We start from the raw sequence: 24,995 nt of genomic DNA, 5'->3' as shown, positions 1-24,995 counted from the left end.
AAGATGCATAGGTGGCATAAATCGGCATTAACCCGACCCTTTTTGCACGTTGAGGGGGGCGGAGGACGCTCGCGGCAAAACAAAGGTTGGATAATCACGTGAGCCTGTGGGACTCGTATCGGATGAGGTTGCGGCGCAAACGCCGTATCCTGCGCGGCGTCAGACGACGGCGCGAGCTTGGGCCCGTCAGCAACAACACCGCCGCCATTCGCCGCGAAGATATTCTGCTGATGAGCGTGGTGCGCAACGAAAAGATACGCCTGCCCTTTTTTCTGGACTACTACCGCAAACTGGGTATCGACCATTTTTTGTTTGTGGACAATGACAGCGATGACGGCACTTGCGAGTTCCTGAAATCACAACCCGATGTCTCGGTCTGGCGAACAAAGACCAGCTATAAACGCGCGGGGTTCGGGCTGGACTGGTCGAATTACTTGCTGCGCAAATACGCCCATAAACACTGGGTACTGACCGTCGATCCCGATGAGTTCTTCATCTATCCCTTCTGCGACACACGGCCCATCCGGGCGCTGACCGATTGGCTGGATGGATGCGCGGTGCGCAGTTTCGGGACCATGCTGATCGATATGTATCCGCAGGGGCCGGTGGACGCAGAGCCTTATCACGAAGGGCAGGACCCGTTCGAAATCGCGCGCTGGTTTGATGCCGGCAATTACATGATCACCAAGAACCCCGAGTATAAGAACCTGTGGATTCAAGGCGGCCCCCGCGCGCGCGTGTTCTTTCGCGACAACCCGTCAAAGGCGCCTGCGCTGAACAAGATCCCTCTGGTGAAATGGGACCGGCGCTATGTCTATGTCAGCTCGACCCATTCGCTGCTGCCGCGCGGCTTGAACCAGGTCTATGACGAATGGGGCGGTGAAAAAGCCAGTGGCGCGTTGCTACATGCCAAACTGATCGACACGCTGGGCGACAAGGCGCGTGAGGAGTTGCAGCGCGGTCAGCATTATCGCGGGTCGGGCGAATACAAAGCCTATGTCGATGGTCTGGACGAAAAGCCCGTCTTCTGGTGCGACTGGTCCGAAACCTATATCAACTGGCGACAGCTTGAGATTCTGGGCCTCATGTCAAAAGGAAACTGGGCATGAGTTCTTTGGGCATCGTCATGCTGGTGCATACCGCATTGGACCGCGCCGAACAGGTCGCCCGGCATTGGACGGCAGCGGGATGCCCGGTGGTGATCCATGTGGATCGTAAGGTGCCGGGCGATGTGTTCTCGAAATTCGTCGCCTCTTGCGCGGATGATCCGCTGATCGTGTTTTCCGAGCGTCACAAATGCGACTGGGGCGGTTGGGGCATCGTTGCCGGATCGCAGGCCGCATCCGAACTGATGTTGGAGCGGTTTCCGGACGTGCGGCATGTGTTCCTGTCCTCAGGGGCCTGCCTGCCGCTGCGCCCGGTGCAGGAGCTGGTTGACTACCTGTCCGACCGGCCCCGCGTCGATTTCATCGAAAGCGCCACCACCGCCGATGTCAGTTGGACCATTGGCGGGCTGGATCACGAACGCTTCACGCTGCGCTTTCCGTTTTCATGGCGTAAGCAGCGCAAATTGTTTGATGCCTATGTCAAGCTGCAACGCCGCCTGGGCCTGCGCCGCAGTATCCCCGAGGGACTGGTTCCCCATATGGGCAGCCAATGGTGGTGTCTGACCCGCCAAACCCTGTCCGCGATCCTGCAAGACCCGAAACGCAAGACCTATGACCGCTATTTCCGGCAGGTCTGGATACCGGATGAAAGCTATTTCCAGACGCTGGCACGGCTGTATTCGACACATATCGAAAGCCGCTCGCTAACCCTGTCCAAGTTCGACTATCAAGGCCGGCCGCATATCTTCTACGACGATCACCTGCAATTGCTGCGCCGGTCGGATTGTTTTGTTGCACGCAAAATCTGGTGGCGGGCGGATCGGTTGTATCAGGCCTTTCTGACCGATCAGACCGGCGCGATGAAACCGGCCGAGCCGAACCCCGGCAAGATCGACCGGGTGTTTTCCAAAGCGGTCGAGCGGCGCACCCATGGCCGCGACGGTCTTTATATGCAGGGCCGCTTCCCCCGGCATGGCAGTGAAAACGGCCTGACCTCATCGCCTTATTCCATGTTTCAGGGCTTTGGCGAATTGTTCGAGGATTTTGAAACCTGGCTGACCTCGGTCACCGGGGCACGGGTGCACGGGCGCTTGTTCGGACCCGATCGGGCCGAGTTCGCCCAAGGCCAGACAATCACCAACGGCGCGCTGAGCGATTGCGCCACCCTTCGGGACTACAACCCGACCGCTTTCCTGTCGAACCTGATCTGGAACACACGGGGTGAGCGTCAGTGTTTTCAGTTCGGCCCAAATGACACGCAGGCCATCAACTGGTTCATGGCCCGCGACAAGAACGCCCAGGTCTCGGTCATTACCGGGGCATGGGCCATTCCGCTATTCCGCTCGAACATGAATTTCGCGGATATCCGGTGCGAGGCAGCGCGCCTGCAACGGATCGAAAGCAAACAGCTTGAGGTTCTGACCTCGGTCTGGACCAAGGCAAATGTGCGCAGCTGGACCCTGGCCGATTTCATCGAGGCCCCGATGGAGCCTTTGCAGACAATCATCGATGAGATCGGCACCCAAGGTGCCAGTCACCTGACGGAAGCGCCGACCATGGTCGATCTGTCCGGCTTTGGTCAATTCCTGCAAAACCTGAAGAACCAGGGCATGCACCCGCAATTGATGGGGGATTTCCCTGCCGACGACGTTTTCGGCACACAAACCAAGCCATATCGCAAACCCTATCTGGTGCAGTGATCGCCGATGATGCGTAAGTTTGACTATTTCATCGTATTGGCTGCGATGCGAACCGGTTCGAACCTGCTGGAGTCGAACCTGAACGCGCTGGACGGTGTCACCTGCCATGGCGAGGCATTCAATCCTCATTTCATTGGCCGCGTCAAAGCGCAGGACGTGCTGGGCATCTCGCTGGAAGAGCGCGACGAAAATCCGGCGCGGCTGATCGAGGCGATGCGCGCAGACACAGGCGATCTGAACGGTTTTCGCTATTTTCAGGAACACGACCCAAGGGTGCTTGACCCTGTCCTGAACGACCCGCGCTGCGCCAAGATCATTCTGACGCGTAACCCTCTGGACAGCTACCTGTCGCTGAAGATCGTGCGCAAAACCAAGCAGTGGCAGTTGAAGAACATCAAACGCCGGATTGAAGCACAGGTCGAGTTTGATGGGCCAGAGTTCTCGGACTATCTGGATCAGCGCCAAGGCTTCCTGCATCAGGTCCACACCCACCTGCAACGCACCGGCCAAAGCGCATTTTACATCGATTATGACGATCTGACCCGGTTGGACGTTCTGAACGGGCTGGCCGACTGGCTGGGCATTCCGGCGCGCCTAAGCCAGTTGGACGACCTGCTGAAACCGCAAAACCCGATCCCGGCGCTGTCCAAGGTCACAAATCCGGACCAGATGCAGAGCGACCTGTCCGGGCTTGACCTGCTGTCCATGCACCGCAGCCCGTATTTCGAACCAAAACGCGGACCGGCGGTTGAAGGGTATGTGATCGCGCCAAAATCTCGGCTGCTTTATATGCCGGTGCACGGCGGAATCGATCCGGTCATTCATCAGTGGATGGCCACGCTGGACAATGTTGGCACAGATGGCCTGATAACAAGCCCCTCGCGGCAGGAGGTGCAAGACTGGATGCGCGCCACGCCCGGACACCGTAAATTCACCGTGCTGCGCCACCCGCTGGCGCGCGCGCATACGGCCTTTTGTCGACATATCCTGAACACCGGACCAGAGTGTTACGAGGACATCCGCAAACAATTGCGCAACCGCTTCAAACTGCCGATCCCCGGTCAGATACGTGCGCATAACTATTCAATGGATCAGCATTATGAGGCGTTTTCCGCCTTCCTGACCTTCCTGCGCCATAACCTTGCCGGGCAGACGCCGATCCGGGTGGATGCAACTTGGTGCACCCAATCAGAAGCGCTGGCAGGGGTTTCGAAATTCGCCCTGCCCGACCTGATCCTGCGCGAGGGTGAGCTGTCCGTTGCCCTGCCTGATCTGGCCCGCAGGATGGGCCACGCAAACCCGCCAATGCCCAACAATGGCACTTCGGAAGAACCCTATCGCCTGGACGAAATCTGCGATGCCAAATTGCAGGTGCTGGCAGCAGAAACGTACCAGCGCGACTTCGTGCAATTCGGATTCGGCGATTGGCGACCGATCAGGGGCGCAGAGTGATCAGCGTACCCCGGCCAACCATCGCGTAGATCTCTTCCATCTCGTCATTCTTGACCGCGATACAACCCGCTGTCCAATCCGGCGTCTTTTTCGCGCGCCGCAGTTCTGACCGCAGGTTGGGCTGGCCGTGAATGAAAATGTCACCGCCCGGATCAACACCTGCCGCCTTGGCCTGCGCGATGTCTTCCGAGTTGGGATAGGAAATCCCCAAAGACAGATGATACCGGCTGCGCGGGTTGCGGCGGTCGATCAGATAGGTGCCTTCGGGTGTGCGACCATCTCCACGCTTGGTCTTGGTGCCCCGGGGCGCAAAACCCAGATCAACGTCATAGTCACGCAAGACCTGCTCGTTATGCAGAAGATAAAGCTTGCGCGCGCCCTTGTTCACCACAAGAGACGTCACCTCGGGTCCGTTATAGGTCAGAAATCTGGGGCTGGCTGAGGCACAAGCCGAAAGGCTCAGCGTTGCCATCGCCCCCAATCCAAATGCTCGACGATCCATGTTTCACTGCCTGCTGCTCTTTTTTTTGCGTATTATGCCAAAAAATCAAAAAACTGAAATCACTTTTTGATGTTTGATTGCTGAATAAGCCGTTGTTCAATGGCTTCCAGCCGTTCCAGCACCTCATCCCGGTAGGCGTCGGTTTTCACCTCATCCTCGGCATGGTGCGCATCCTGCATCGAATTCACGATCAGACCGACCAGCAGGTTCACCACAGCAAAAGTGGTGACCATGATGAAGGGCACAAAGAACAGCCAGGCGTAGGGATAAACCTCCATCACCGGGCGCACGATGCCCATGGACCAGCTTTCCAGTGTCATGATTTGGAACAGCGTATAGGCCGACAGACCCAGATCGCCGAACCAGTCCGGGAAGGAATACGAGAACAGCTTGGTCGAGATCACCGCGCCGATATAGAACAGGATCGCCATCAGCAGGAATACGCTGGCCATGCCCGGCAGGGCCGAGATGAACCCTTCGACCACCCGGCGCAGTCGCGGCGCGACCGAGATCACGCGCAGAACCCGCAGGATTCGCAGCGCCCGCAACACGGACAGGCCACCCGCACTGGGGACAAGGGCAACGCCCACGATCAGAAAATCAAACAGGTTCCAGCCGCTTTTGAAGAAGTTACGCCCGGTAGCGATCAGCTTCATCGCAATTTCGGCGACAAAGATCGCTAGGCACAACTTGTCGAGCGTCACGATCAGCGGGCCTGCAGCTTCCATCAGCACGGGCGAGGTTTCCATCCCCAACAGAATCGCATTGAAGATGATGACGCCGGTGATGAACCGACCAAAAGCCGGTGCCTCGATAATGTTCAGCAAACGCTGTTTGGACCCCATGCCTTGCCTGTCTCCTTAGGATGCGGGGTTCAGCACGAACCGCGCGGCCAGTTCCGTATGTGACGACCACCGAAATTGGTCAACGACCTGCACCCATTCAAGGGTATAGCCCGCATCGACAAGCGCTTTGGCATCGCGCGCAAAGGTGACCGGATTGCATGAGACATAGGCAATGACCGCTGGGCGTGCCTGCGCCAGTTCTGCCACCTGTGCCTCGGCCCCGGCGCGGGGTGGGTCAAGAACAACGGCGTCGAACGGCTTTAATTCATCCGGCATCAAGGGGCGGCGAAACAGGTCGCGCGCCTCGACCGTGATGCGTTTCAGACCGGTCGTGCTGCGCCAGCCCTGATCCAAGGCTTGCGTCATCTCGGCCTCGCCCTCGACCGCATGAACCTCGGCCATCTGCGCCAGTGGCAGTGAGAATGTGCCGCTGCCTGCAAACAGGTCGACGACCCGCTTTGCCCCTTGAGTTGCCTCCAAAACAGCCTGTGTTAGAGCCTGCTCTCCGTCCTTTGTCGCCTGCAAAAACGCCCCGGGCGGGGGCGTGACTGCGGCCGGTCCGAACCGCTGCGACGGGGCCTGCCGCATCGCGATCACCTCGCCATCCCAGCTGAGCCTTGCCAGCCCGTGTTTCTCGGTTTCTTGCGCCAGAACCAGCTCCAGCGGGCCGTCCAGCGGTTTACCGCCTTTGACCGCCGCATCCAGCCCGCCCTCGGACAGGGTCAGCGTCACAGCCAGCACACCCTTGCGGCTGCCACCCAACAGGGCCAAAGCCTCGGCCACCGGAATGGCGGCGATCAATGCGGGGTCCAGCAGGTGACAATCCGGGATATCGGTGATCGTGTCCGACGCCCGTCCGTGAAATCCGGCCAGCGCGCCCTTTTTCGTCCGCCGTACGGCAATCGTCGCCCGACGACGGGACCGATCGGGCGACGTGTGAATGGGCCGCATCGGGGCATCGAGCCCCTGCGCGGCCAGCGCGTTGCGCACCACCGCAACCTTCCAGTCGGCCACGAACGCGTCTGAGGCATGCTGCAATTGGCACCCACCGCAGGCCTTGTAATGCCGACATGGGGCCTTCACGCGCTGATCGGATGGGCTGTCCACCCGGATATCGGTCAGAACCTGACCGTGCAGAGTACCGCTCACCACCTCACCGGGTAAGGTTCGCGGCGCATAGACGGGGCCATCGGCGATACCGTCGCCCTGATGCCCCAGGCGGATTATGGTGAAGGTCTGCGTCATGACGTGGCTGATAACGGCGGTTTGCCCGCAACAAAACCCCCTAGGGCACTTTGCGTTTACTTTGGATCGCAATACGCTGCCTCTCCCTTCGGTCGAACGCGCATTTCGATGCTGTTTGGTTCAAGAACCGCAAAGGCCCCTATTCCGCAGCTTCAGCCTGAATGAACCCGCCCGACTGGCGATGCCAGAACCGCGCATACAGCCCGCCCTGATCCAAAAGCGCCTCATGCGTGCCGGTTTCAACGATCCGCCCGTGATCCAGAACAACGATCCGGTCCATCTCGCTGAGAGTTGACAGGCGGTGCGCGATCGCCAGAACGGTTTTGCCCTGCATGACCCGATGCAACGCGGTTTGGATCGAAGCCTCAACTTCGGAATCCAGTGCCGATGTCGCCTCGTCCAGCACCAGAATTGGCGCGTCTTTCAGGATGGCGCGGGCTAAGGCGATCCGCTGCCGCTGACCACCGGATAGCTTCACACCACGCTCGCCCAGATGCGCATCGTATCCTTTGCGACCCTGCGCATCTTCAAGGCTCAGAATGAACTCATGCGCCTCGGCCTTTTCGGCGGCTTCGATCATGTCCGCCTCGGACGCATCCGGGCGACCATAGAGGATATTCTCACGGGCCGAACGGTTGAACATCGCGGTTTCCTGCGTGACCATGCCGATCTGACGGCGCAGACTGTCCTGCGTCACCTGCGACACGTCCTGCCCGTCGATGCGAATAGCGCCGTTTTCCCCGTCATAGAGCCTGAGCAGAAGCGACACGAGCGTCGATTTCCCTGCCCCGGACGCGCCGACGATGCCCAGTTTCTCACCCGGTTTGACGGTCAGATTCAGGTCGGCCACACCGCCGATATCGCGGCCATAGGCAAAGCTGACCGCGTCAAAGGCGATGCCACCTTCGGTCACCACCAAGTCCGTGGCCTGCGCGGCATCCTCGACCCGGTCGCGCTTGGCCAGTGTCTTCATCCCGTTCTCGATCTCACCGACATTTGCGTAAAGGCCCATCAGCGTAAAACTGACCCAACCGGTCATCTGCGCGATCCGGATCGAAACAGCACCTGCGGCCACGATATCGCCAGCGGTTGCCATGCCGAACTGCCACAGCCACAGGGTCGCGCCCAGCAGTAGCACGGGCAAAACGCCAGCCAATGTCATCAGGATGAAACGGAAACTGGCAGAGAGTTTGCCGAAATCCAGCGACCGCTCGCGCAGTTCCACCATCGAATCACGCGCGGCCTGATCCTCGAACGCGGAATGGGCGAACAGCTTGACCGTTTTGATGTTGGTGATCGTGTCAACGACCTGTCCCGACACCATCGCCCGTGCCCCGGCCCGAGCCCCCGACAGCTTGCGAATGCGCGGCAAGTACCAGCGAACCAGCAGAAAATAGACCGCCAACCAGCCGGCGAAGGGCAGCATCACCAGCGGATGAATAGACCCTAACAAAAGCAAAGAACCGACCAATGAAGCCAACGCAAACACAATCGCGCTGATCGTTTCCGAGACGACCGAGGCCATGGCGTTGGACGTTTGCATCTGCTTCTGGGCGATCCGCCCGGCGAAATCATCGTCGAAATAGGTCACCGACTGGCCCAGCGTCCAGCGGTTCAGCTTGGCCAGAACCAAAGGTGGGATATTGGGCATGACGATATAGTTGTTCGACACCGACGAGAGGCCAAACAGGATCGGACGCAGCAGCATGAAAAAGACCACCGCTGCGAAGATCATCCACATGTTCTCGGCGGTCAGAAAGTTTTCGGGGCCGCTGGAGGTTGCGACATCGATCACCTCGCCCAGAATCCAGGCCGTGACCGCCTCCATCGCGCCAGCGGTGGCCGAGAAGAAGGCCGCGACAAACAGCATGGGCCAGGCGCCGGACAGGCTCCAGCGAATGAACGCCCCCAACGTCTGCGGTGGGGGCGTTTCGATGTTTTTGAACGGGTTTATGAGGTCAGCAACCCTCATTCCGCGGCCTCCGGGTTCATGAAGCCGCCAGATTGCCGCGCCCAGAACTGCGCGTAAAGGCCACCCTGCGCCAAAAGGTCGGAATGCGCGCCCTCTTCGACGATGCGACCGGCATCCATCACCAGAATGCGGTCCATCTGTGCGATGGTGCTGAGCCTGTGAGCAATGGCGATCACGGTTTTACCTTGCATCATGCCGTAGAGGGTTTCCTGAATCGACGCTTCGACCTCGGAATCTAGGGCGGATGTCGCTTCGTCCAACAACAGGATTGGCGCGTCCTTCAGAATCACCCGTGCCAGAGTTACCCGTTGCCGTTGACCGCCGGACAGCTTAACGCCCCGCTCGCCCACATGGGCGTCATAGCCGGTGCGGCCCTGCGGGTCTTGCAGGTCCAGAATGAACTCATGCGCTTCGGCCTGTTTTGCTGCGGCAACCATCTGTTCTTCGGTCGCGTCGGGACGACCATAGAGGATGTTGTCGCGCACCGATCGATGCAGCAATGCGCTGTCCTGCTGGACCATCCCGATATGACTGCGCAAGCTGTCCTGTGTGACACCCGCGATGTTCTGGCCGTCGATCAAAATCGCACCGCGTTCAACGTCGTAAAACCGCAAAAGCAGCTTAACTAGGGTCGATTTCCCCGCACCGGACCGCCCGATCAGGCCGATCTTTTCACCCGGATGGATGGTCAGGTTGATGTGATCCAGACCACCGGTTTCACGGCCATAATGGTGCGACAGGTCGCGAATTTCGATCTCACCTTTGCCCAGCTGTAATGGCTTTGCATCAGGTGCATCCAGCAATTGGATCGGTTGCGCAATTGTCTCCAAACCCTCGGCCACAACGCCAAGCTGGCGGAACAGGCTGGTCAGCGCCCACATGATCCATCCGGTCATGGCATTCAAGCGCAGAGTCAGGGCGGTCGCCGCCGCCACTACACCAACTGAGGCTTGGCCTTGCATCCACAGAACGATGGCCCAGCCGACTACACCCACGATCAGGAACCCATTCAGCACGACCAGAATGGCGTCCATGATGGTGAAAATCCGCATCTCGACCTGAACGGTGCGACGCGTTTCGGAAATCGCTTCCTTCGCGTAGTCCATCTCTTGATCGGCATGCGCGAACATCTTGACCGAGTGGATGTTGGTATAGCTGTCCACCACGCGGCCCGTCACAGTTGAGCGCGCATCTGACGCGGCCTGTGACGCCGGACCGACGCGCCGAACCGCCCAGTTGACCAGCACGACATAAAGCGCAAACCAGATCAGCAGCGGCAACAACAGCCGCGTGTCTGCGGCCATAAGCAGGATTGCAGCCCCGACCAGATAGGCCAGCGAGAAAGAAATCGCGTCGAAAACCTGAAACACCACCTCGCCAGCGGCGGGCGGGGTCTGCATGACCCGGTTGGCGATGCGCCCGGCAAAGTCGTTTTCAAACCAGCTAACCGACTGGCGCAGAACGTGCTTGTGGGCCCGCCAGCGAAACAGAGTGCCATACTGAGGCAGGATCGCGTTGTTGATCACAAGCACGTCCAGAATGTGCAAAATTGGCCGCAACAAAAGGATAAACGCAGCCATCAACAGCAATTCTGTCCCGTGTTCCTTCCATACATTGGCCGGAGACCCGCCAAGCAGGTCCACAACGCGTCCCATGTAGTAGATCAGGCCGACCTCGACCCCAGCGACAACAATGGACAGCAGCGTTGCCCATACGAACACGCGGAAGAATGGCCGCGAGTATTCCAGCATGAAGGGCCACAGCCGCGTCGGCGGCGTGTCGGTCTCATGATAGGCGACAAAAGGGTCAACAAGGTTTTCGAAATAGCGAAACATGGAAGCGTGCTCCGATTGAGCAAAACAAAAGACGTGCGAAGAAGAATGGCGCCTGAACACCACCCTTTACGGGGCAAGTGTCCCGGCTTTAGCCGAACCAGATCCCGTAATACATTCGCATTCCTCCATCCATGTGACAGGCGCACGTAACCACAAACCCGTTGGTTTGTCATCCCCTTTTGAGACTTCCCGTCAGCCGGTCAGCAAATCCTCGCGGGTCAGGGTGAAGCCGGAGGCAATCCAGCGCGCCTCAAGCTCGGCCAGTTTTTGGCCCAGCGCGGGGCCGGTGAAATCGGGGATCAGATCGGCCGCCTTGATCGGAAAGCGCGCGGCTGCGCCGCTGTGCAACTGGGTCCTCAGGTCGTCGGACCATGGTTGTTCCAGAAACGCGCAGCGCAACAGGGTTTCGTGCAGGCCGCCCTCATCCCCGTATCGATAGCCCAGTTCAGCCACGCTGGTCGGTGCCTGTGCTTCGTCCCGCATTCGGGTCAGCCGTTGCAATTGAGACCGGCTGAGGCGCAGGGTGGCGGCGTCTTCGGGTGTGGCGATGGCGGCAAGGCGGCGCACTGGCTCGGGTTCGGCCCCTGCGGCCTGTTCAATCGCCACCAAGGGCGCAAGCGCGCGGTCATTCGCGCCGGGCAACAGACGCGCCAGAACGCCGGCGCTGCGCATCGCAGCAACTGACGGGGCCGGATCGGGCGCAGCCAGCAATTTCAGCAACTCGGCCCCGACGCGTTCGCGGGACAGGGTGGACAGGCCGTCCAGATTGTCCGCAATCGCCGCCAAAGCATCCGCATCGAACCCGGCCTCGGCATCGCCATACCAGGCATGAAACCGGAAATACCGCAGCGAGCGCAAGTAATCCTCGCGGATACGGTTTTGGGCGGTTCCGATGAAGCGCACGCGGCGTGCCTCAAGATCGGGCAGGCCCGAAAGCGGGTCTAACACGGCGCCATCGGGCCGCGCATAAATCGCATTCATGGTGAAATCGCGCCGCGCTGCGTCTTCCTCGACCTTGTCGGAAAAGGCGACAACAGCCCGGCGGCCGTCGGTTTCCACGTCGCGGCGAAAGGTGGTGATCTCATGCGGGATGTGATCGCAGACCACGGTGACTGTACCATGGTCAATCCCGGTCGGAATCGCCTTGAGGCCTGCGGCCTGTGCCAGCTCAACCACCCGGTTCGGCAGCGCATCGGTCGCAATGTCGATATCCGAGACCGGCGCGCCCAGCAGGGCATTGCGCACGCAGCCCCCGACAAACAGGGCCTGCGCCCCGCCTTTGGTCAGGGCCGCGCAAACCCTCTGAGTTGCTGGATCTGAAACCCAGGCCGCGCTGATCTGCTTCATTCACTCACCCGTGCTGCCAACCCGCGCAATATGCGGGCGGTCGCGCCCCAGATGTAATAGGGGCCATAGGGCACGGCGTAATACCTGCGCCGCTGACCCCGCCATCTGCGCGACTCGATCACATAATTCGCAGGGTCCAGCACATGTGCAAGCGGAACCGAGAAAACCTCATCGACTTCGCCGGGTTCGGGCACGGGGTCAAACCCCTGCCGGACGACGGCAACCACCGGGGTCATCGAAAACGAGGTCACGGTTTCATGTTCCGGCAAAAACCCGATCACTTCGGGCAGATCGGGCGGCAGGCCGATTTCCTCGCGCGCCTCACGCAAGGCTGCGGCGGTGATGTCCACATCCCCTTCATCCTGCTTGCCACCCGGAAAGGCGATCTGACCGGGATGGTGTTTCAGGGCGGATGATCGTTTGGTCAGAATCAGATGCGGTTCATCGCCGGTCAGCAGGATCGGCACCAACACCCCCGCCGGACGCAATTTGCGCCCGGGCGGAAGCACGGTTTCCGGGTTCAGGTCAAAATCGCTGGACCCGTCACCCGGACGACGCAAGGCCGCAGCAATGCGGGCGGTAAGGTCATGCACCGCTGGCGTCTTCTGCATCAAATCCAACCGTTGCGGGATCGAGCACATAGTGGGCCCCGCAGAACTGACAATCGGCTGTCACCTGCCCTTCGGGCGTGGTCATCTTTTCGATGTCCTTGGCCGAATAGATCGACAGGCTTTGGCGCACACGTTCCTCGGAGCAGGTACAGCCAAACTGCACCGCCTGCGCGTCATAGACGCGCGGCCCTTCCTCGTGGAACAGGCGAACCAAAAGGTCGGTGGGCGCGACCGAAGGGCCGATCATCTCAAGATCTTCGACCGTATCCAGCAGGATGTTGACACGGCCCCAGTTCTCGCCCTCTTCGCCATCAACCAGATCATTTGCGGTCAGGATCTCGCCGGTACCCTCGCCCGAGGCCGCAAAGGGCGAGGCTTTGGGCATGTGCTGCAACATGATACCGCCCGCGCGCCAATGTTCGCCCACACCCGGCTCGGTCGATTTGCCGAAGCTCAGCGAGAATCGCGTCGGCAATTGTTCCGACTGGGCAAAATACGCCTCGGCGCAGGCACTTATCGAGCCTCCGGCCAGCGGGGTGATGCCCTGATAGGGCTGGGTGCCTTCGCCCTGATCGATCATGATCGCAAAATACCCCTCGCCCACCTGATCGAAGGGGGCGGAATCTGTCAGGCGATCCCGGTCGAAACTGGCATAGGCCCGGATGCGGGCCGGTTCGCCCTCGACCTTCGGCGCGTAGTAGTCCGTGGCGATCATCCGCACCGCGCCCTTGGATTGCACCTGCAAGGACAGTTTCCAGCGCAACGAAACGGTCTGGCCGATCAACGCGGTCAGCAGGGCCATCTCGGCCACCAAAGCCTCAACCTGTTCGGGGTAGTCATGCTGCTTCAGGATGCCGTCCAGCACGCCATCCAGACGGGCCACGCGCCCGCGCATATCCGATACATCGAGTTGAAAGGGCAGGACGGTATCGTCCCACGCGATTTTTGTTCCAAGAGACATGGGGTTTCCTTACACGCCAAGGGTTGGCATACCGGCACCATATAGGTCGCAGAGATTGGGTTGTAAGGGGCCATACATGATCAGACGGTTTGGCGAAACCCCCGAACCCGGGCGCAGATACACCCAAAGGGTTGGTGTTTACGCTTTGCTGCCGCGCGGCAGAAGCCTGCTGCTGACCTGCCAGACCGAACCGGGCCCGGATCTGCAACTGCCCGGCGGCGGGATCGACCCAGGCGAATCGCCTGTCACCGCGCTGCACCGCGAGGTTTATGAGGAAACAGGTTGGCGCATCGCCAAACCGGAACGCGTGGGGGCGTTTCGCCGGTTCACCTATATGCCGGAATATGACCTGTGGGCCGAGAAGGTCTGCCTGATCTATCGTGCCCGCCCGGTCCGCCGCATGGGTCCGCCGACCGAAGATATTCACGAGGCGCTTTGGATGGACACCGCGGATGCGGTGGAACTGCTGGGCAATGACGGTGATCGCCACTTTGCCAACCTGCATCTTGGCCGCCTTTAGGGGCCGTTATATTCGAAATACACCGCCGACACGTCATCACCCATACCGTCCTCGGGCGACATGAGCTGTGTCAGGCGCCAGAACATATCGTCCAGAAATTCGGACCCACCGCGCCCGGTGGCGCAGTCGAGGGCCATGTCGCGCAAACCCTCCTCTTCCAGCAATCCGCCCTCTGCCAGATGGCATTCGGTGAACCCATCGGAATACAGCAATAGCCGATCCCCCGGATGCAGTTGGGTTTCGATCTGTTGAAACGACACGTCCGAGATCAACCCGATTGGCAGCCCCCCTTCGCCCAGAAACTCGGTGCTGCCATCCTTGCGCAAAACCAACGGGTGAGGGTGCCCGGCCTGTACCAGCTTCATATGCCCGTTGCGCAGATCGACGATGGCGTAAACCATCGTGAAGTACTCCTCGATACCGGCATCCGCCATCAACCGCATATTCAGCATCCCGGCCACCTCATCCGGCGGCAACAGGGCGTAGAATTTATCGAAACGACGCTCCATCGCCACGTTCTGATCGAAATGCTTGCTGGACAGATAGCCACCCAGCCGCGCCGTCATCATGGCCGAGGTGATGCCATGGCCCGACACGTCAATGCTGTAGAAACCCAGCCGGTTTGGACCGGGTGAGAACATGCCCACCAGATCACCACCAATATGACCGCAGGGTTTCAACAACAGACTGACGCGGGATTTGCCGAATGTCTGCGTCAGTTCAGGCACCAGCGATTCCTGAATCTTGCGGGCCTGCATCAGGTCCTTGTCGATAGCGTCATGTGCCAGCTTCAACTCGTCCAAGGCGGATTCGATCAGCCGGTTCTTTTCGGACAATTCGCGCTGCATATCCAGAATTCGCGCCCCTGCCGATATACGGGCGCGCAGTTCATCGGCCTCAAGCGGTTTGATCAGGAAATCATCGGCCCCGGCATCAAGGCCGCGCGCGACCTCCTGCTTTTCGCTTTTTGAGGTCAACAGGATGAAATAGCTGTAATGCTCGGCCTCAAGCGCGCGGAAGGCGCGGCAGAACTCCAGCCCGCTCATCCCCGGCATGACCCAATCGCTGAGCACAAGATCGGGCACGGACCGGGCGCATAACTCGATAGCGGCTTCGCCAGTGTCGGCCTCAAGCACCTCGAAGCCCCATTTCTTGAGCGAGGCAACCAGAATCCGACGTTGCAGGCGGCTGTCATCCACAACCAGCACCTTTCGGATCGCGCCGAAATCCAGATCCGATCTGGTTTCCTCAAGATTTGCCGCTGGCACTCTGCAACCCCATGCTGTTCCTCTGACCGGGACAGGGTGACCGTATCGCCCGGGGGTTTAACATCAGGTGAAGGCCCTCGGGCCCCTCGGAGTTTAACCCGACATTTACCCGTACCGAGTTACCAAGGGTCAGCCCAATCCGATGCAGGAGGATGACAATGATCCACTGGCCCCGAGTCAGACAGTTGCGGGACGAGGTCGGCGCGGATGAGTTTGACGAGGTTATCCAGATCTTTCTGGATGAGGTGCAAGAGGTCATCGCCCGCCTGCACGCCGATACCCAGCGGCTTGAGCTGGAACAGAACCTGCATTTCCTGAAAGGCAGCGCGCTGAGCCTTGGGTTCGACCAGTTCTCAAGACTCTGTCAGGATGGTGAGCGGCGCGCCGCAGCCGGTCATGCGGCCGAGGTGGATCTGTCCGAAATCCTGTCCGTCTATGACGCATCCAAATCGGTGTTTCAGGCGGATCTGGCCCGGAACCTGACCTAGATCACAAACTGCGCCAGGGTCTCATCCTCGGTGATGTCGGTATAGGTGAACCCGGCCTCATCAAGATGCGCAAACAGGCGCATGAAATTCTCGGGCTTGCGGGTTTCGATGCCGATCAGGACCGAGCCGAAGTTGCGGGCCGATTTCTTCATGTATTCGAATCGGGCGATGTCATCCTCGGGGCCGAGGATGTTCAGGAACTCTTTCAACGCGCCGGGGCGCTGCGGCAGGCGCAGGATGAAGTATTTTTTGACCCCGGAATAGCGCTGAGCCCGCTCCTTGACCTCGGGCAGGCGTTCAAAGTCGAAATTACCACCTGAGGTAACGCAGACCACCGTCTTGCCCCGGACAAAGCTTTGCACATCGCCCACCGCCTCGACCGCCAGCGCCCCGGCGGGTTCCAAAACGATGCCTTCGACATTCAGCATTTCGATCATGGTGGCGCAGATGCGATCCTCGGACATCACCAGAACATCTGACAAATGGCGAGAGCGCAGCAGGTCAAAGGGTTTCGCGCCGATCCGGCCAACGGCGGCCCCGTCCACAAACGTATCCACCTGATCCAGTGACACCGGATGCCCCGCCGCCAAAGCCGCGCGCAGGCACGCCCCGCCCGCAGGTTCGACAAACAGGCAATGCGTGCGATCGCCGAACCACGTTGCTACGCCCGCCGACATACCGCCGCCGCCCACCGGCAACAGCAGATGATCGGGTACACCGCCAAGCTGTTCCTCGATCTCGACCGCCAATGAGGCCTGTCCTTCGATCACATCTTCATCGTCAAAGGGCGACAGGAAATGCCCGCCCTTTTGCGCGCACCAGGCCTGCGCGGCGGCCAGAGTGTCATCGAAATAGTCGCCGGTCAGGTGAATCTCGATATTGTCGCCGCCAAAGATGCGGGTCTTCTGGATCTTCTGCTGCGGGGTTGTCACCGGCATGAAGATCACGCCTTTGACGTCCAGATGCTTGCACATGAAGGCCACGCCCTGCGCGTGATTGCCGGCGCTGGCGCAGACGAACAGGTCCTGCCCCTGCTGCTTGCGCATGGCATTGAACGCACCGCGAATCTTGTAGGACCGCACCGGGCTGAGATCTTCGCGCTTGAGCCAGATATCGGCGCCATAACGGTCGGACAGATGCGCATTCCGCTGCAGCGGCGTTGCAGGGAAAACAGTGCGCATCGCCTGTTCGGCGGCACGGGCGCGGGTCATGAAATCACTCATGACCGTTTCACTGACCCATCCCGGCTAAAAGGGCAAGGAATACATATGTGTACGGGCGGTCAGGAGAGTTCGCGTTTTTCGACGAAAACACCGTACATCGTGGTCAGGATGCTGACATTGATAAGGTAGAGGATCAACGTGACTGCAAAAACAACCAGCGCTCCGACAATCGAAACACCCATCAATGGCGCTGTGATAAGGTTCACCGCACCCTGAATAAGCCCGGACACGATCAGCAAAACAAAGATCGCGCCCTCGGCACCTCGGGTCGCGTCCCATGCCTGTTTGAACGTCAGGGGCTGACCAATCGCGGCAGCTGGCAGCAACACGACCAGCCGGTACAGGCAGACGATTACGCCCAGCGCCCCAAGACCCAGCACAACAATGCCCGACGACTGAGACATTGATGAGGCAATGCCAGAGGCAATCGCGACTGGTATCAACAGGATAACGGCGGCAAGACCCAACAAAAACCCGTGGCCGACATAGGACAACACGCGATCAACCCGGAACTGCGGAATCCATCCCGTCGGGTATTCGGCCAGCAATACAAATCGGTGCCATTCGACAACGATCCAACATGCCGTGATCAGCATGCCAATCCAGATCACGATCAGGACTAGGAAGATCGTTGCATTCCCTGATGAAAACAGGTCATTTTCCGGCCCCCCGGGGGACATCATCCTCAGCAAAATACTCGCAGCGACAAACACGACAATTGCACCGCCGAACCAGAGAGCGACCGGGACGAGACCGATCTGCAAGGCCTGCTTGAAATTGCCCAAAACCATCCGCACCGAATGCACAAAGATCTTCCAGCCCAACATCCGAAAACCGCGCCTCTCAACCAATTCTTGTTCTCTATCGTCTCGTTTCACCCTAATTCCCGGACGTGGTCAACGCACATAACTTGCCCCCGCGTTCAAAACCCGTTAGGGGCCAATCGTCTTACGAATAAGGGGAAGTCAGATGTCCGCGCCCAAGAAAGTTGTTCTGGCCTATTCCGGTGGCCTTGATACCTCGATCATCCTGAAATGGCTGCAGACCGAGTATGGTTGTGAGGTCGTCACCTTCACCGCCGATCTGGGTCAGGGCGAGGAACTGGAACCCGCCCGTCAAAAGGCCGAGCTGCTGGGGATCAAGCCCGAAAACATCTATATCGAGGATATCCGCGAGGAATTCGTCCGCGATTTCGTCTTCCCGATGTTCCGCGCCAATGCGCAGTACGAAGGGCTGTACCTGCTGGGCACTTCGATCGCGCGCCCGCTGATTTCGAAACGTCTGGTCGAGATTGCGCAAGCGACCGGGGCCGATGCCGTGGCCCATGGCGCGACCGGCAAAGGCAACGATCAGGTGCGCTTTGAACTGGCCGCCTACGCGCTGAACCCCGACATCAAGGTCATTGCACCGTGGCGCGAATGGGACCTGACCAGCCGTACCAAGCTGCTGGAATTTGCGGAACAGAACCAGATCCCGATTGCCAAGGACAAACGCGGTGAAGCTCCGTTCTCGGTCGATGCTAACCTGCTGCACACCTCGTCCGAGGGTAAAGTTCTGGAAGACCCCGCCGATATGGCGCCCGATTACGTCTATCAGCGCACCGTCCATCCCGAGGACGCGCCCGATCAGCCCGAGTTCATCGAGATCGGCTTTGAAAAAGGCGACGCGGTCAGCATCAATGGCGAGGCGATGAGCCCCGCGACCATCCTGACCAAGCTGAACGAATATGGCGGTAAGCACGGTATTGGTCGTCTCGACCTGGTCGAAGGCCGGTTCGTGGGCATGAAATCGCGCGGTATCTACGAAACCCCCGGCGGCACCATCCTGCTGGAGGCGCATCGCGGCATCGAATCCATCACCATGGACCGCGGCGCGATGCATCTGAAAGACCAGCTGATGCCGCAATATGCGGAACTGATCTATAACGGTTTCTGGTACAGCCCCGAGCGCGAGATGCTGCAGGCCGCCATCGACAAATCGCAAGAACATGTCACCGGAACCGTGCGGGTGAAACTGTACAAAGGTCTGGCCTCGACCGTGGGCCGCTGGTCGGATCATTCGCTCTATTCCGAGGCACATGTGACCTTTGAGGAAGACGCCGGTGCCTATGACCAGACCGATGCGGCGGGCTTTATCCAGTTGAACGCGCTGCGCCTGAAACTGCTGGCGGCGCGGGATCGTAGAACAAGCTAAAGAAATGGGCAGCGCTTGCTGCCCACCCCTATTTCTTACGCCGCCTGTTGTTCGTGAACAGGAGCATTGTATGCTGATTTCGTAAGATTAATGCCGTGCTCAGCATCCGCTTTGCGCACATAACTCTCAGACGAAACAGCAATGGGTTCGTGGTTGGAAGCTTTCAGCGTCCATCGCCAGTACCCGGCAGAGTCTTTATAAAGAACGTAATACATTCTCGTGTCTCCACTATGTTGCCGCGGCCCCGACGGAAGTGCCGGAACCTGCTAGGACGCCGCAACATGCTTGACGGGACTCGCGATATCGTTGAGAATCGCAGTGTCTATACCAGACAGAATGCCCGTTTGCGGCAGTCTTGGGGCACCTATTCCACTAGGTGCCCCTTTATGATTGCGAGTCCGAGCCCGCGAGTCGAGTCTTTTTCTATGTGGTATTACAACATGTTGGGCTAGAAGCTTCGCCGCATACCGGATATTCGACAACGTACGCTCTCGATTCAGCGACTCAAAATACAAGAAGCTCTTACGCTTCCAGCTTGGTCAACCTTGCCAAATTCATCTCTTTATTATTACGCAAGCGTCAATCAAGAGAAGGACAGATCATGCTGCAGGACATCGCCGACGGAATTCAAAAAGGCCTGAACGGCAAAAGCTTTGATGGCTCGCTCAAATTCGATTGCGGTGACGATGGCGTGATTGTTCTGGCCGACAATACCGCCAGCACCGAGGATCGCGACACCGATTGCACGATCCGGATTTCCAAAGACAATCTGGGCAAGCTGCTGACCGGCAAGCTGAACCCGATGACCGGCGTCGCGCTGGGGAAACTCAAGATCTCGGGTAACATGGGCGTTGCGATGAAGTTGGGGCAGTTGCTGGGCTGAGGTCAGCCCACCCCCAGCTAGTCGTCGCCTTTGTAATACCCGATCACATCGTTCTCGGTCGTGGCCCCCAGCCCGTTCAGCAACCGGTTGGAATAGTTGAAATACGCGCAGACCTGATTGACCTCGAGGATTTCGCCATCCTCGCACCCGGCAATTTTCAGCGCCTCGAAATCCGATTTCACCATCTTTCCCACATCCGTGGTCAGCTTGGCCGCATAGCGCAGCAAGGCCAGTTCCTTGCCGCCGAACTCATCCTCGGGTCGATGCGCCTTGAGCGCGACAAAGATCCGGTCGCTTCGCGGCTGATCCTTCAGCAGATTGCGCACATTCATGAAGTGATGCGTCAGCGAATAGGTACAGTCGTTCATGATCGAGGTATAGCTGGCCACCACCTCAAGAAACCAGAACGGCAGCTTGTTGTCCTGTGAATGCAGGACCGACCGATACAGCGTGACATGCCCGTTCATCGTCTCGGGCCGCAGCGAATGCACCCGCATCACGGTGTCAACGGTGCCGTGCGGGGTCCGCGCTTTGTCCAACAGCTCTTTCAGGCGACCTTCGGCTTGTTCATCGGGGATCATGTCGATCCAGGCGCTCATCTTGGTGTCTCCTGCGGTTAATTGCCGGTGTTTTTGGGAGTGTCAGTAAAAGTTTTTACTGGCAAGAGATTTTTGATTATAACAAAATCGTGAACAGACCAGCGAGTCTTGGGATCATTCTTGGTAAGGGGCAGACGGAATGCACCGGTCTGATTTGTATTCAGGCGCTGAAAACCTGTTGCTGCGATGCGGTGGCCTGTCCCGGGGCGATCGCCTGCTTGTTCTGTGCGAAGACCCCGGAAACGCCTATTACGATGAAGAGATCGGGCAGGCCATTCTGGACTGCGCCCGCACCCTGAAGATCGACACATCCGTGCAAACAGTGCCTTTTGACCCGATTGAGGTCAAACTGTCCGATCAGTTGATTGCCGATATGAAGGCTGCGGACCGAACGCTGTTCCTGTCCCGCACCGGCGACCAGATCAGGTTTGACACGGGCTTGTCGGGCATTCAGCCCATCATGTCTTATGCGTTGGACGCGCAGATGCTGGCCTCGGGCTTTGGCCGGGCGAACTATACCGGGTTTGTTGCGCTGAAGAACGCGGTGAACGCCGTTATGGCCGAGGCCGAGCGCATCCGCGTCACCTGCCCCTTGGGCACGGATTTCAGCGGGCCGGGGGCCGCGTATCCTAAGCAAGGCGCCGCGGATGTCAGCGTGGCGCGCTTTCCGATGTCCGTTTTTGCGCCCGTCCCGGCCCAGGGCTTTTCCGGCATTGTGATGCAGGATGGATTTCTTGTGGGAACCGGGTCGAAATTCTATCAGCCTTATGGCTGCGACCTGAGGGAGCCATTGGCGGTTCACTTTGACGGCGGGCGTTTGACCGGGTTTTCCGGTCACGACATGGACGTGCACTGCGCACAGATGCATTATCAGAAGGTCGGGCAGATGTTTGATCTGGACCCGATGACCATGCACTCGTGGCATGCAGGCATTCATCCGGGATGCGCCTATACCGCGCCTGCTTTTGAGAATTTCGAACGGTGGAGCGGATCGGCCTTTGGCAACCCCCGCCTGTTGCATTTTCACACCTGCGGGCATTACGCACCGGGTGAGATTTCGCTGAACGTGCTGGACCCGACGATTGCCGTGGATGGCATGGCGATTTGGGACAATGGTATTTTCAGGCCCGAGCTGATCCCCGGCGGGCAGGCAGTTCTGGACGAATACCCCTGTATCAGAGCCGTTTTTGACGCGCCCGAACAGCGGGTCGGTCAGGGCGCAAATGGCCGGTTGTCAGCCCACTGATTCGGACGCGATCATCTTCGCCACCCGCGACCGGAACCGCATCGCGCCCGCATCCAGCCCAAGGTTGATATAGCCGGATTTGCGCTGCGCCATACCGGTCTGGACGTATTCCAGCACCTCTTTGTCCTCGTTGAACGCCATAACCGCGCCGTCGAACATCCGCTGGGACATAGCCGCGTCATCGGCATGCATGTTGCGATGCTGGAACCAGAAATAGCGTGCGCTTTCGTGATCCACCGGCGTGATGAAGTTGTAAGAGATATTGATGAACGCATTGTCCGAGATGGGACGATCCGCCCCGCCCTCACCCACCGGCGTATAGACGGACATGTTGATCGCGGTCGATGGCAGGCGGCATTCGTAATGCTGCTTGCGGTCGCAGGTTGGGCCAAAGGGCAGGATCGGCGCATAGTATGGCGGTGCAGGTTCGTCCGCGATCCAGCGTGAGACGATGACGCCGCTTTCGGTCTCTTCCAGATCAAGGGGCCGGTTGTCGGTTCCGGCCCCGGCAAATGAAGTCAGATGCACCCAGGCCACATGGCTGGGGTCCAGCAGATTGTCGATGATGTACAGGTAGTGGCACGCCATCTCCATCGCGCCGGTCTGGGTCTTGCCCCAGCTTGGGTTGTCGAAATTCGGGATGTCGATGATGTCATCCGGATTGGCCTGCGCCGGGTCACCCATCCATAGCCACAGGAAGCCCCAGCGGTCCTCGGCCGGGTATGACTGCACAGCGGCGCGGCGCGGGGGGTTGTCCAACTGCGTTGGCGCGATCACACACTCGCCGCTGCAATCGAAGGTCAGCCCGTGATAGCCGCAGACCACGTGATCGCCCTCGACAGTTCCGCGCGACAGGGGCAGTTTGCGGTGGGGACAGGCATCTTCCAGCGCAATGGCCACGCCTTTGGTGTCGCGATAGATCACTATCTCTTCGTTCAGCATCCGCACAGGGCTGAGGTCGCGGCCGAAATCCTCACTGCGGCCCGCGACGTACCAGCAGTTTCGGATAAAGCCCTCGGCTCCGGCCAGATCAGGACGCATGGGGGTTACTCCGAAAACACATCAAAGGCTTTCAGGGCCTTTGCACTGTATCCGAAGGATGGGCCTCCACCCATATAGGTTGCCATGGCGAGCGCCTCGCACAGCTCCTCGCGCGTGGCACCAAGGCGGACAAGTGACTTCACGTGAAACCCGATGCAGCTGTCGCATTTTGTGGCAACGGCAATGCCCAGCGCGACAAATTCCTTGGTCTTTTCGCTCAGCGCACCGTCGGCCTTGGCGGCCTTTCCCATGATGCCAAAACCGCGCACGGTTTCGGGCACTTCTTTCGAAAAGGTGCCGATATTGGCCTCGGTCTCGGCCATGAAGTCTTTCCAGTCCATTTATTATCTCCGTCTTAACCGCGTTCATCCGCGCCCATGCGGCGTTCCAGCCATCGCACACCGGCGCTGATGATCAGAACCAGGATCAGGTATTCGAAAATCAGCAATGTGTAGATTTCCAGCGGGCGGTATTCCGTCACCACCAGCTCGTTCGCGCGGCGGGTCAGTTCCTGCATGCCGATGACGCTGGCAAAGGCGCTCATCTTGACGATGTAGATGAACTGGTTTGCCAAGGGGGGCAGAATGCGTCGGATCGCCTGCGGCAGGATCACATAGCGCATGGTTTGCACATAGTTCAGCCCGATGGTCTGCGCCGCTTCGCGTTGCCCGCGTGCAATAGATTGAATGCCCGCGCGGTAAATCTCAGCCGTAAAGGCGCTGTCGGAAATCGCCAGCGTGATGATCGCACCCCAGAACGGGTCGATGGGAATGTTCATGCCCATCGACTGGAACACAATCGGCAAGCCGTAGAACACCCAGAACAGCATCGGCAGCAGGGGAATGGCGCGAACAAACTCGACATAGACCCTGTTCAACAACCGCCAGCCACGCTTTTCGGACAATCCGGGCAAGGCGACCAGCAAACCGATGACAATCGACAGAACGGCGGCGATCAGAGAGATCTGGATCGTCGCCCCCATGCCCGAGATCAGGAATTTCACATTGGTCCAGCCCGTATCCGTCGTAGGATCGATCACATACCAGCCCCAGGTCTGGGACGAGGAACAACCGGTCAGCAACAAGAGCGGGATCAGAAGAAGAAGCGTTTTTTTCATCATGCCCACTCAGTGCTGCAAAATCTGGCTCAGGAACTTCCGGCACCGATCCGAGGTGGGATTGGTGAAGAAATGTTCCGGCTTGCCCTGTTCCACGATCTCGCCCGCATCCATGAAAATCATGTTGTCGGCGACCTTGCGGGCAAAGCCCATCTCATGGGTGACAACAACCATGGTCATGCCTTCATTCGCCAGTTCGACCATCACATCGAGCACCTCGGCAATCATTTCCGGATCGAGGGCCGAGGTCGGCTCGTCAAACAGCAGAACCCTGGGCTCCATGCACAGGGATCGGGCAATCGCCACGCGCTGTTGCTGGCCGCCAGACAGTTGGATCGGGCGTTTATCGGCCTGATCTGGGATATGCACCCGCTCAAGGTAATGGCGCGCGCGGTCTTCGGCGTCTTTCCGGCTGAGGCCGCGCGCCTTGATCGGGCCCAGCGTCAGGTTTTCCAGAACGGTCAGATGCGGGAACAGGTTGAACTGCTGAAACACCATGCCGACCTCGGACCGGATCGTGGCCACGGATTTGGCATCGTCCTTCAGTTCGACCCCATCGATGCGGATGGTGCCTTTCTGGTGCTTCTCCAACTGATTGATACAGCGCACAACAGTGGATTTGCCCGACCCCGAAGGTCCGCAGATCACCACCTTTTCGCCGCTGTTGACCGTCAGATTGATGTCCTTGAGAACGTGAAACGTATCGAACCACTTGTTCACATCAACAAGCTCGATGGCGGCGTCTGGCATTGGCTGACCTGCCCTTATTTTATTCACAGTGGAATATTTTCTTGAGGTTATCTTCCCCTTCGCGCTTAAATCAAGGAACAATATGGCAGCA

25 protein-coding genes are annotated in these 24,995 nt (G+C 59.1%); 8 read left to right on the top strand and 17 right to left on the bottom strand.

Going from position 1 to position 24,995, the window contains the following annotated elements; translation table 11 throughout:
• The first annotated feature begins 122 nt into the window (after window positions 1-122).
• Genes ACR0KJ_RS09055 through ACR0KJ_RS09045 form a run of 3 tightly spaced genes read left to right on the top strand, consistent with a single transcriptional unit; the run spans window position 123 to window position 4,258 of the window.
• Window positions 123-1,109 carry a glycosyltransferase family 2 protein gene (locus ACR0KJ_RS09055; RefSeq protein WP_170453690.1) on the top strand — a complete coding sequence of 329 codons (987 nt, stop codon included), beginning with the start codon at window positions 123-125 and terminating at the stop codon, window positions 1,107-1,109.
• A complete protein-coding gene (locus tag ACR0KJ_RS09050; protein WP_170453390.1) occupies window positions 1,106-2,806 on the top strand; it encodes a DUF5927 domain-containing protein in 1,701 nt (566 codons plus the stop codon). Before ACR0KJ_RS09055 ends, ACR0KJ_RS09050 begins: the two co-directional genes overlap by 4 nt.
• A 6-nt stretch (window positions 2,807-2,812) precedes the next feature.
• Complete coding sequence (locus ACR0KJ_RS09045) at window positions 2,813-4,258, top strand: nodulation protein NodH (protein ID WP_480626491.1); 1,446 nt, start codon at window positions 2,813-2,815, stop codon at window positions 4,256-4,258.
• On the opposite strand, the gene ACR0KJ_RS09040 is transcribed toward ACR0KJ_RS09045, so the two are convergent.
• The 8 genes from ACR0KJ_RS09040 to hslO form a co-directional block, all read right to left on the bottom strand.
• On the bottom strand, window positions 4,242-4,760 hold the full coding sequence (locus ACR0KJ_RS09040; RefSeq protein WP_170453388.1) for a L,D-transpeptidase family protein: 519 nt from the start codon (window positions 4,758-4,760) through the stop codon (window positions 4,242-4,244). The genes ACR0KJ_RS09045 and ACR0KJ_RS09040 overlap by 17 nt on opposite strands.
• 59 nt (window positions 4,761-4,819) lie before the next feature.
• Window positions 4,820-5,605 carry an ion transporter gene (locus tag ACR0KJ_RS09035; RefSeq protein ID WP_170453387.1) on the bottom strand — a complete coding sequence of 262 codons (786 nt, stop codon included), beginning with the start codon at window positions 5,603-5,605 and terminating at the stop codon, window positions 4,820-4,822.
• A 15-nt stretch (window positions 5,606-5,620) separates the two neighbouring features.
• A complete protein-coding gene (locus ACR0KJ_RS09030; protein WP_480626490.1) occupies window positions 5,621-6,850 on the bottom strand; it encodes a class I SAM-dependent RNA methyltransferase in 1,230 nt (409 codons plus the stop codon).
• A gap of 139 nt (window positions 6,851-6,989) precedes the next feature.
• The gene (locus ACR0KJ_RS09025) at window positions 6,990-8,822 is read right to left on the bottom strand and encodes an ABC transporter ATP-binding protein (protein WP_170520946.1); all 1,833 of its coding nucleotides are present in this window, start codon (window positions 8,820-8,822) and stop codon (window positions 6,990-6,992) included.
• On the bottom strand, window positions 8,819-10,657 hold the full coding sequence (locus ACR0KJ_RS09020) for an ABC transporter ATP-binding protein (RefSeq protein ID WP_480626489.1): 1,839 nt from the start codon (window positions 10,655-10,657) through the stop codon (window positions 8,819-8,821). Before ACR0KJ_RS09020 ends, ACR0KJ_RS09025 begins: the two co-directional genes overlap by 4 nt.
• A 192-nt stretch (window positions 10,658-10,849) precedes the next feature.
• Entirely contained in the window at window positions 10,850-12,004 is a 1,155-nt protein-coding gene (locus tag ACR0KJ_RS09015; protein WP_480626488.1) for a CCA tRNA nucleotidyltransferase, read from the bottom strand.
• The gene (locus tag ACR0KJ_RS09010; RefSeq protein WP_480626487.1) at window positions 12,001-12,615 is read right to left on the bottom strand and encodes a CoA pyrophosphatase; all 615 of its coding nucleotides are present in this window, start codon (window positions 12,613-12,615) and stop codon (window positions 12,001-12,003) included. The genes ACR0KJ_RS09015 and ACR0KJ_RS09010 overlap by 4 nt, the downstream gene beginning before the upstream one ends.
• Window positions 12,590-13,576: an Hsp33 family molecular chaperone HslO gene (gene hslO / locus ACR0KJ_RS09005; protein ID WP_170520939.1), complete on the bottom strand. Its 987-nt coding sequence runs from the start codon at window positions 13,574-13,576 to the stop codon at window positions 12,590-12,592. The genes ACR0KJ_RS09010 and hslO overlap by 26 nt, the downstream gene beginning before the upstream one ends.
• A 76-nt stretch (window positions 13,577-13,652) precedes the next feature.
• Between hslO and ACR0KJ_RS09000 the strand changes: the two genes are divergently transcribed.
• Window positions 13,653-14,096, top strand: coding sequence for an NUDIX hydrolase (locus tag ACR0KJ_RS09000; protein ID WP_170453380.1), 444 nt, complete (start codon window positions 13,653-13,655; stop codon window positions 14,094-14,096).
• On the opposite strand, the gene ACR0KJ_RS08995 is transcribed toward ACR0KJ_RS09000, so the two are convergent.
• Window positions 14,093-15,364: a SpoIIE family protein phosphatase gene (locus tag ACR0KJ_RS08995; RefSeq protein ID WP_170453379.1), complete on the bottom strand. Its 1,272-nt coding sequence runs from the start codon at window positions 15,362-15,364 to the stop codon at window positions 14,093-14,095. The genes ACR0KJ_RS09000 and ACR0KJ_RS08995 overlap by 4 nt on opposite strands.
• A 158-nt stretch (window positions 15,365-15,522) precedes the next feature.
• On the opposite strand from ACR0KJ_RS08995, the gene ACR0KJ_RS08990 reads away from it, so the two are divergent.
• Window positions 15,523-15,852: an Hpt domain-containing protein gene (locus ACR0KJ_RS08990; protein WP_170453378.1), complete on the top strand. Its 330-nt coding sequence runs from the start codon at window positions 15,523-15,525 to the stop codon at window positions 15,850-15,852.
• On the opposite strand, the gene ilvA is transcribed toward ACR0KJ_RS08990, so the two are convergent.
• Window positions 15,849-17,075: a threonine ammonia-lyase IlvA gene (ilvA, locus tag ACR0KJ_RS08985; RefSeq protein WP_170520933.1), complete on the bottom strand. Its 1,227-nt coding sequence runs from the start codon at window positions 17,073-17,075 to the stop codon at window positions 15,849-15,851. The two genes, ACR0KJ_RS08990 and ilvA, sit on opposite strands and share 4 nt — an antisense overlap.
• Before the next feature lie 59 nt (window positions 17,076-17,134).
• A complete protein-coding gene (locus ACR0KJ_RS08980) occupies window positions 17,135-17,902 on the bottom strand; it encodes a hypothetical protein (protein WP_480626486.1) in 768 nt (255 codons plus the stop codon).
• 142 nt (window positions 17,903-18,044) lie between these two features.
• Between ACR0KJ_RS08980 and ACR0KJ_RS08975 the strand changes: the two genes are divergently transcribed.
• Window positions 18,045-19,268 (top strand): argininosuccinate synthase, encoded by a 1,224-nt coding sequence (locus ACR0KJ_RS08975; protein WP_480626485.1) that lies wholly within the window; start codon window positions 18,045-18,047, stop codon window positions 19,266-19,268.
• A gap of 35 nt (window positions 19,269-19,303) precedes the next feature.
• Here ACR0KJ_RS08975 and ACR0KJ_RS08970 read toward each other — a convergent pair whose 3' ends face one another.
• Window positions 19,304-19,483: a YegP family protein gene (locus ACR0KJ_RS08970; protein WP_480626484.1), complete on the bottom strand. Its 180-nt coding sequence runs from the start codon at window positions 19,481-19,483 to the stop codon at window positions 19,304-19,306.
• A gap of 386 nt (window positions 19,484-19,869) precedes the next feature.
• Between ACR0KJ_RS08970 and ACR0KJ_RS08965 the strand changes: the two genes are divergently transcribed.
• Window positions 19,870-20,151: an SCP2 sterol-binding domain-containing protein gene (locus ACR0KJ_RS08965; protein WP_170623499.1), complete on the top strand. Its 282-nt coding sequence runs from the start codon at window positions 19,870-19,872 to the stop codon at window positions 20,149-20,151.
• 17 nt (window positions 20,152-20,168) lie between these two features.
• Here ACR0KJ_RS08965 and ACR0KJ_RS08960 read toward each other — a convergent pair whose 3' ends face one another.
• Window positions 20,169-20,750 carry a carboxymuconolactone decarboxylase family protein gene (locus ACR0KJ_RS08960; RefSeq protein ID WP_480626483.1) on the bottom strand — a complete coding sequence of 194 codons (582 nt, stop codon included), beginning with the start codon at window positions 20,748-20,750 and terminating at the stop codon, window positions 20,169-20,171.
• Between the two features lie 139 nt (window positions 20,751-20,889).
• Here ACR0KJ_RS08960 and ACR0KJ_RS08955 point away from each other — a divergent pair, with 139 nt between their 5' ends.
• Window positions 20,890-21,996 carry a hypothetical protein gene (locus tag ACR0KJ_RS08955; protein ID WP_480626482.1) on the top strand — a complete coding sequence of 369 codons (1,107 nt, stop codon included), beginning with the start codon at window positions 20,890-20,892 and terminating at the stop codon, window positions 21,994-21,996.
• Here the strand turns inward: ACR0KJ_RS08955 and ACR0KJ_RS08950 are convergent.
• The 4 genes from ACR0KJ_RS08950 to ACR0KJ_RS08935 are packed head-to-tail and all read right to left on the bottom strand — an operon-like array spanning window position 21,985 to window position 24,904.
• Window positions 21,985-23,037 carry an aromatic ring-hydroxylating oxygenase subunit alpha gene (locus tag ACR0KJ_RS08950; protein WP_170453371.1) on the bottom strand — a complete coding sequence of 351 codons (1,053 nt, stop codon included), beginning with the start codon at window positions 23,035-23,037 and terminating at the stop codon, window positions 21,985-21,987. The two genes, ACR0KJ_RS08955 and ACR0KJ_RS08950, sit on opposite strands and share 12 nt — an antisense overlap.
• A 5-nt stretch (window positions 23,038-23,042) precedes the next feature.
• On the bottom strand, window positions 23,043-23,378 hold the full coding sequence (locus ACR0KJ_RS08945; protein ID WP_170453370.1) for a carboxymuconolactone decarboxylase family protein: 336 nt from the start codon (window positions 23,376-23,378) through the stop codon (window positions 23,043-23,045).
• A 14-nt stretch (window positions 23,379-23,392) separates the two neighbouring features.
• Window positions 23,393-24,154, bottom strand: coding sequence for an amino acid ABC transporter permease (locus ACR0KJ_RS08940; RefSeq protein ID WP_480626481.1), 762 nt, complete (start codon window positions 24,152-24,154; stop codon window positions 23,393-23,395).
• A 9-nt stretch (window positions 24,155-24,163) separates the two neighbouring features.
• Entirely contained in the window at window positions 24,164-24,904 is a 741-nt protein-coding gene (locus tag ACR0KJ_RS08935) for an amino acid ABC transporter ATP-binding protein (protein WP_170453368.1), read from the bottom strand.
• Window positions 24,905-24,995 lie beyond the last annotated feature (91 nt).

Source organism: Ruegeria sp. AD6 (genome assembly GCF_056542325.1).
This window is presented reverse-complemented; position numbering and strand designations above follow the sequence as displayed.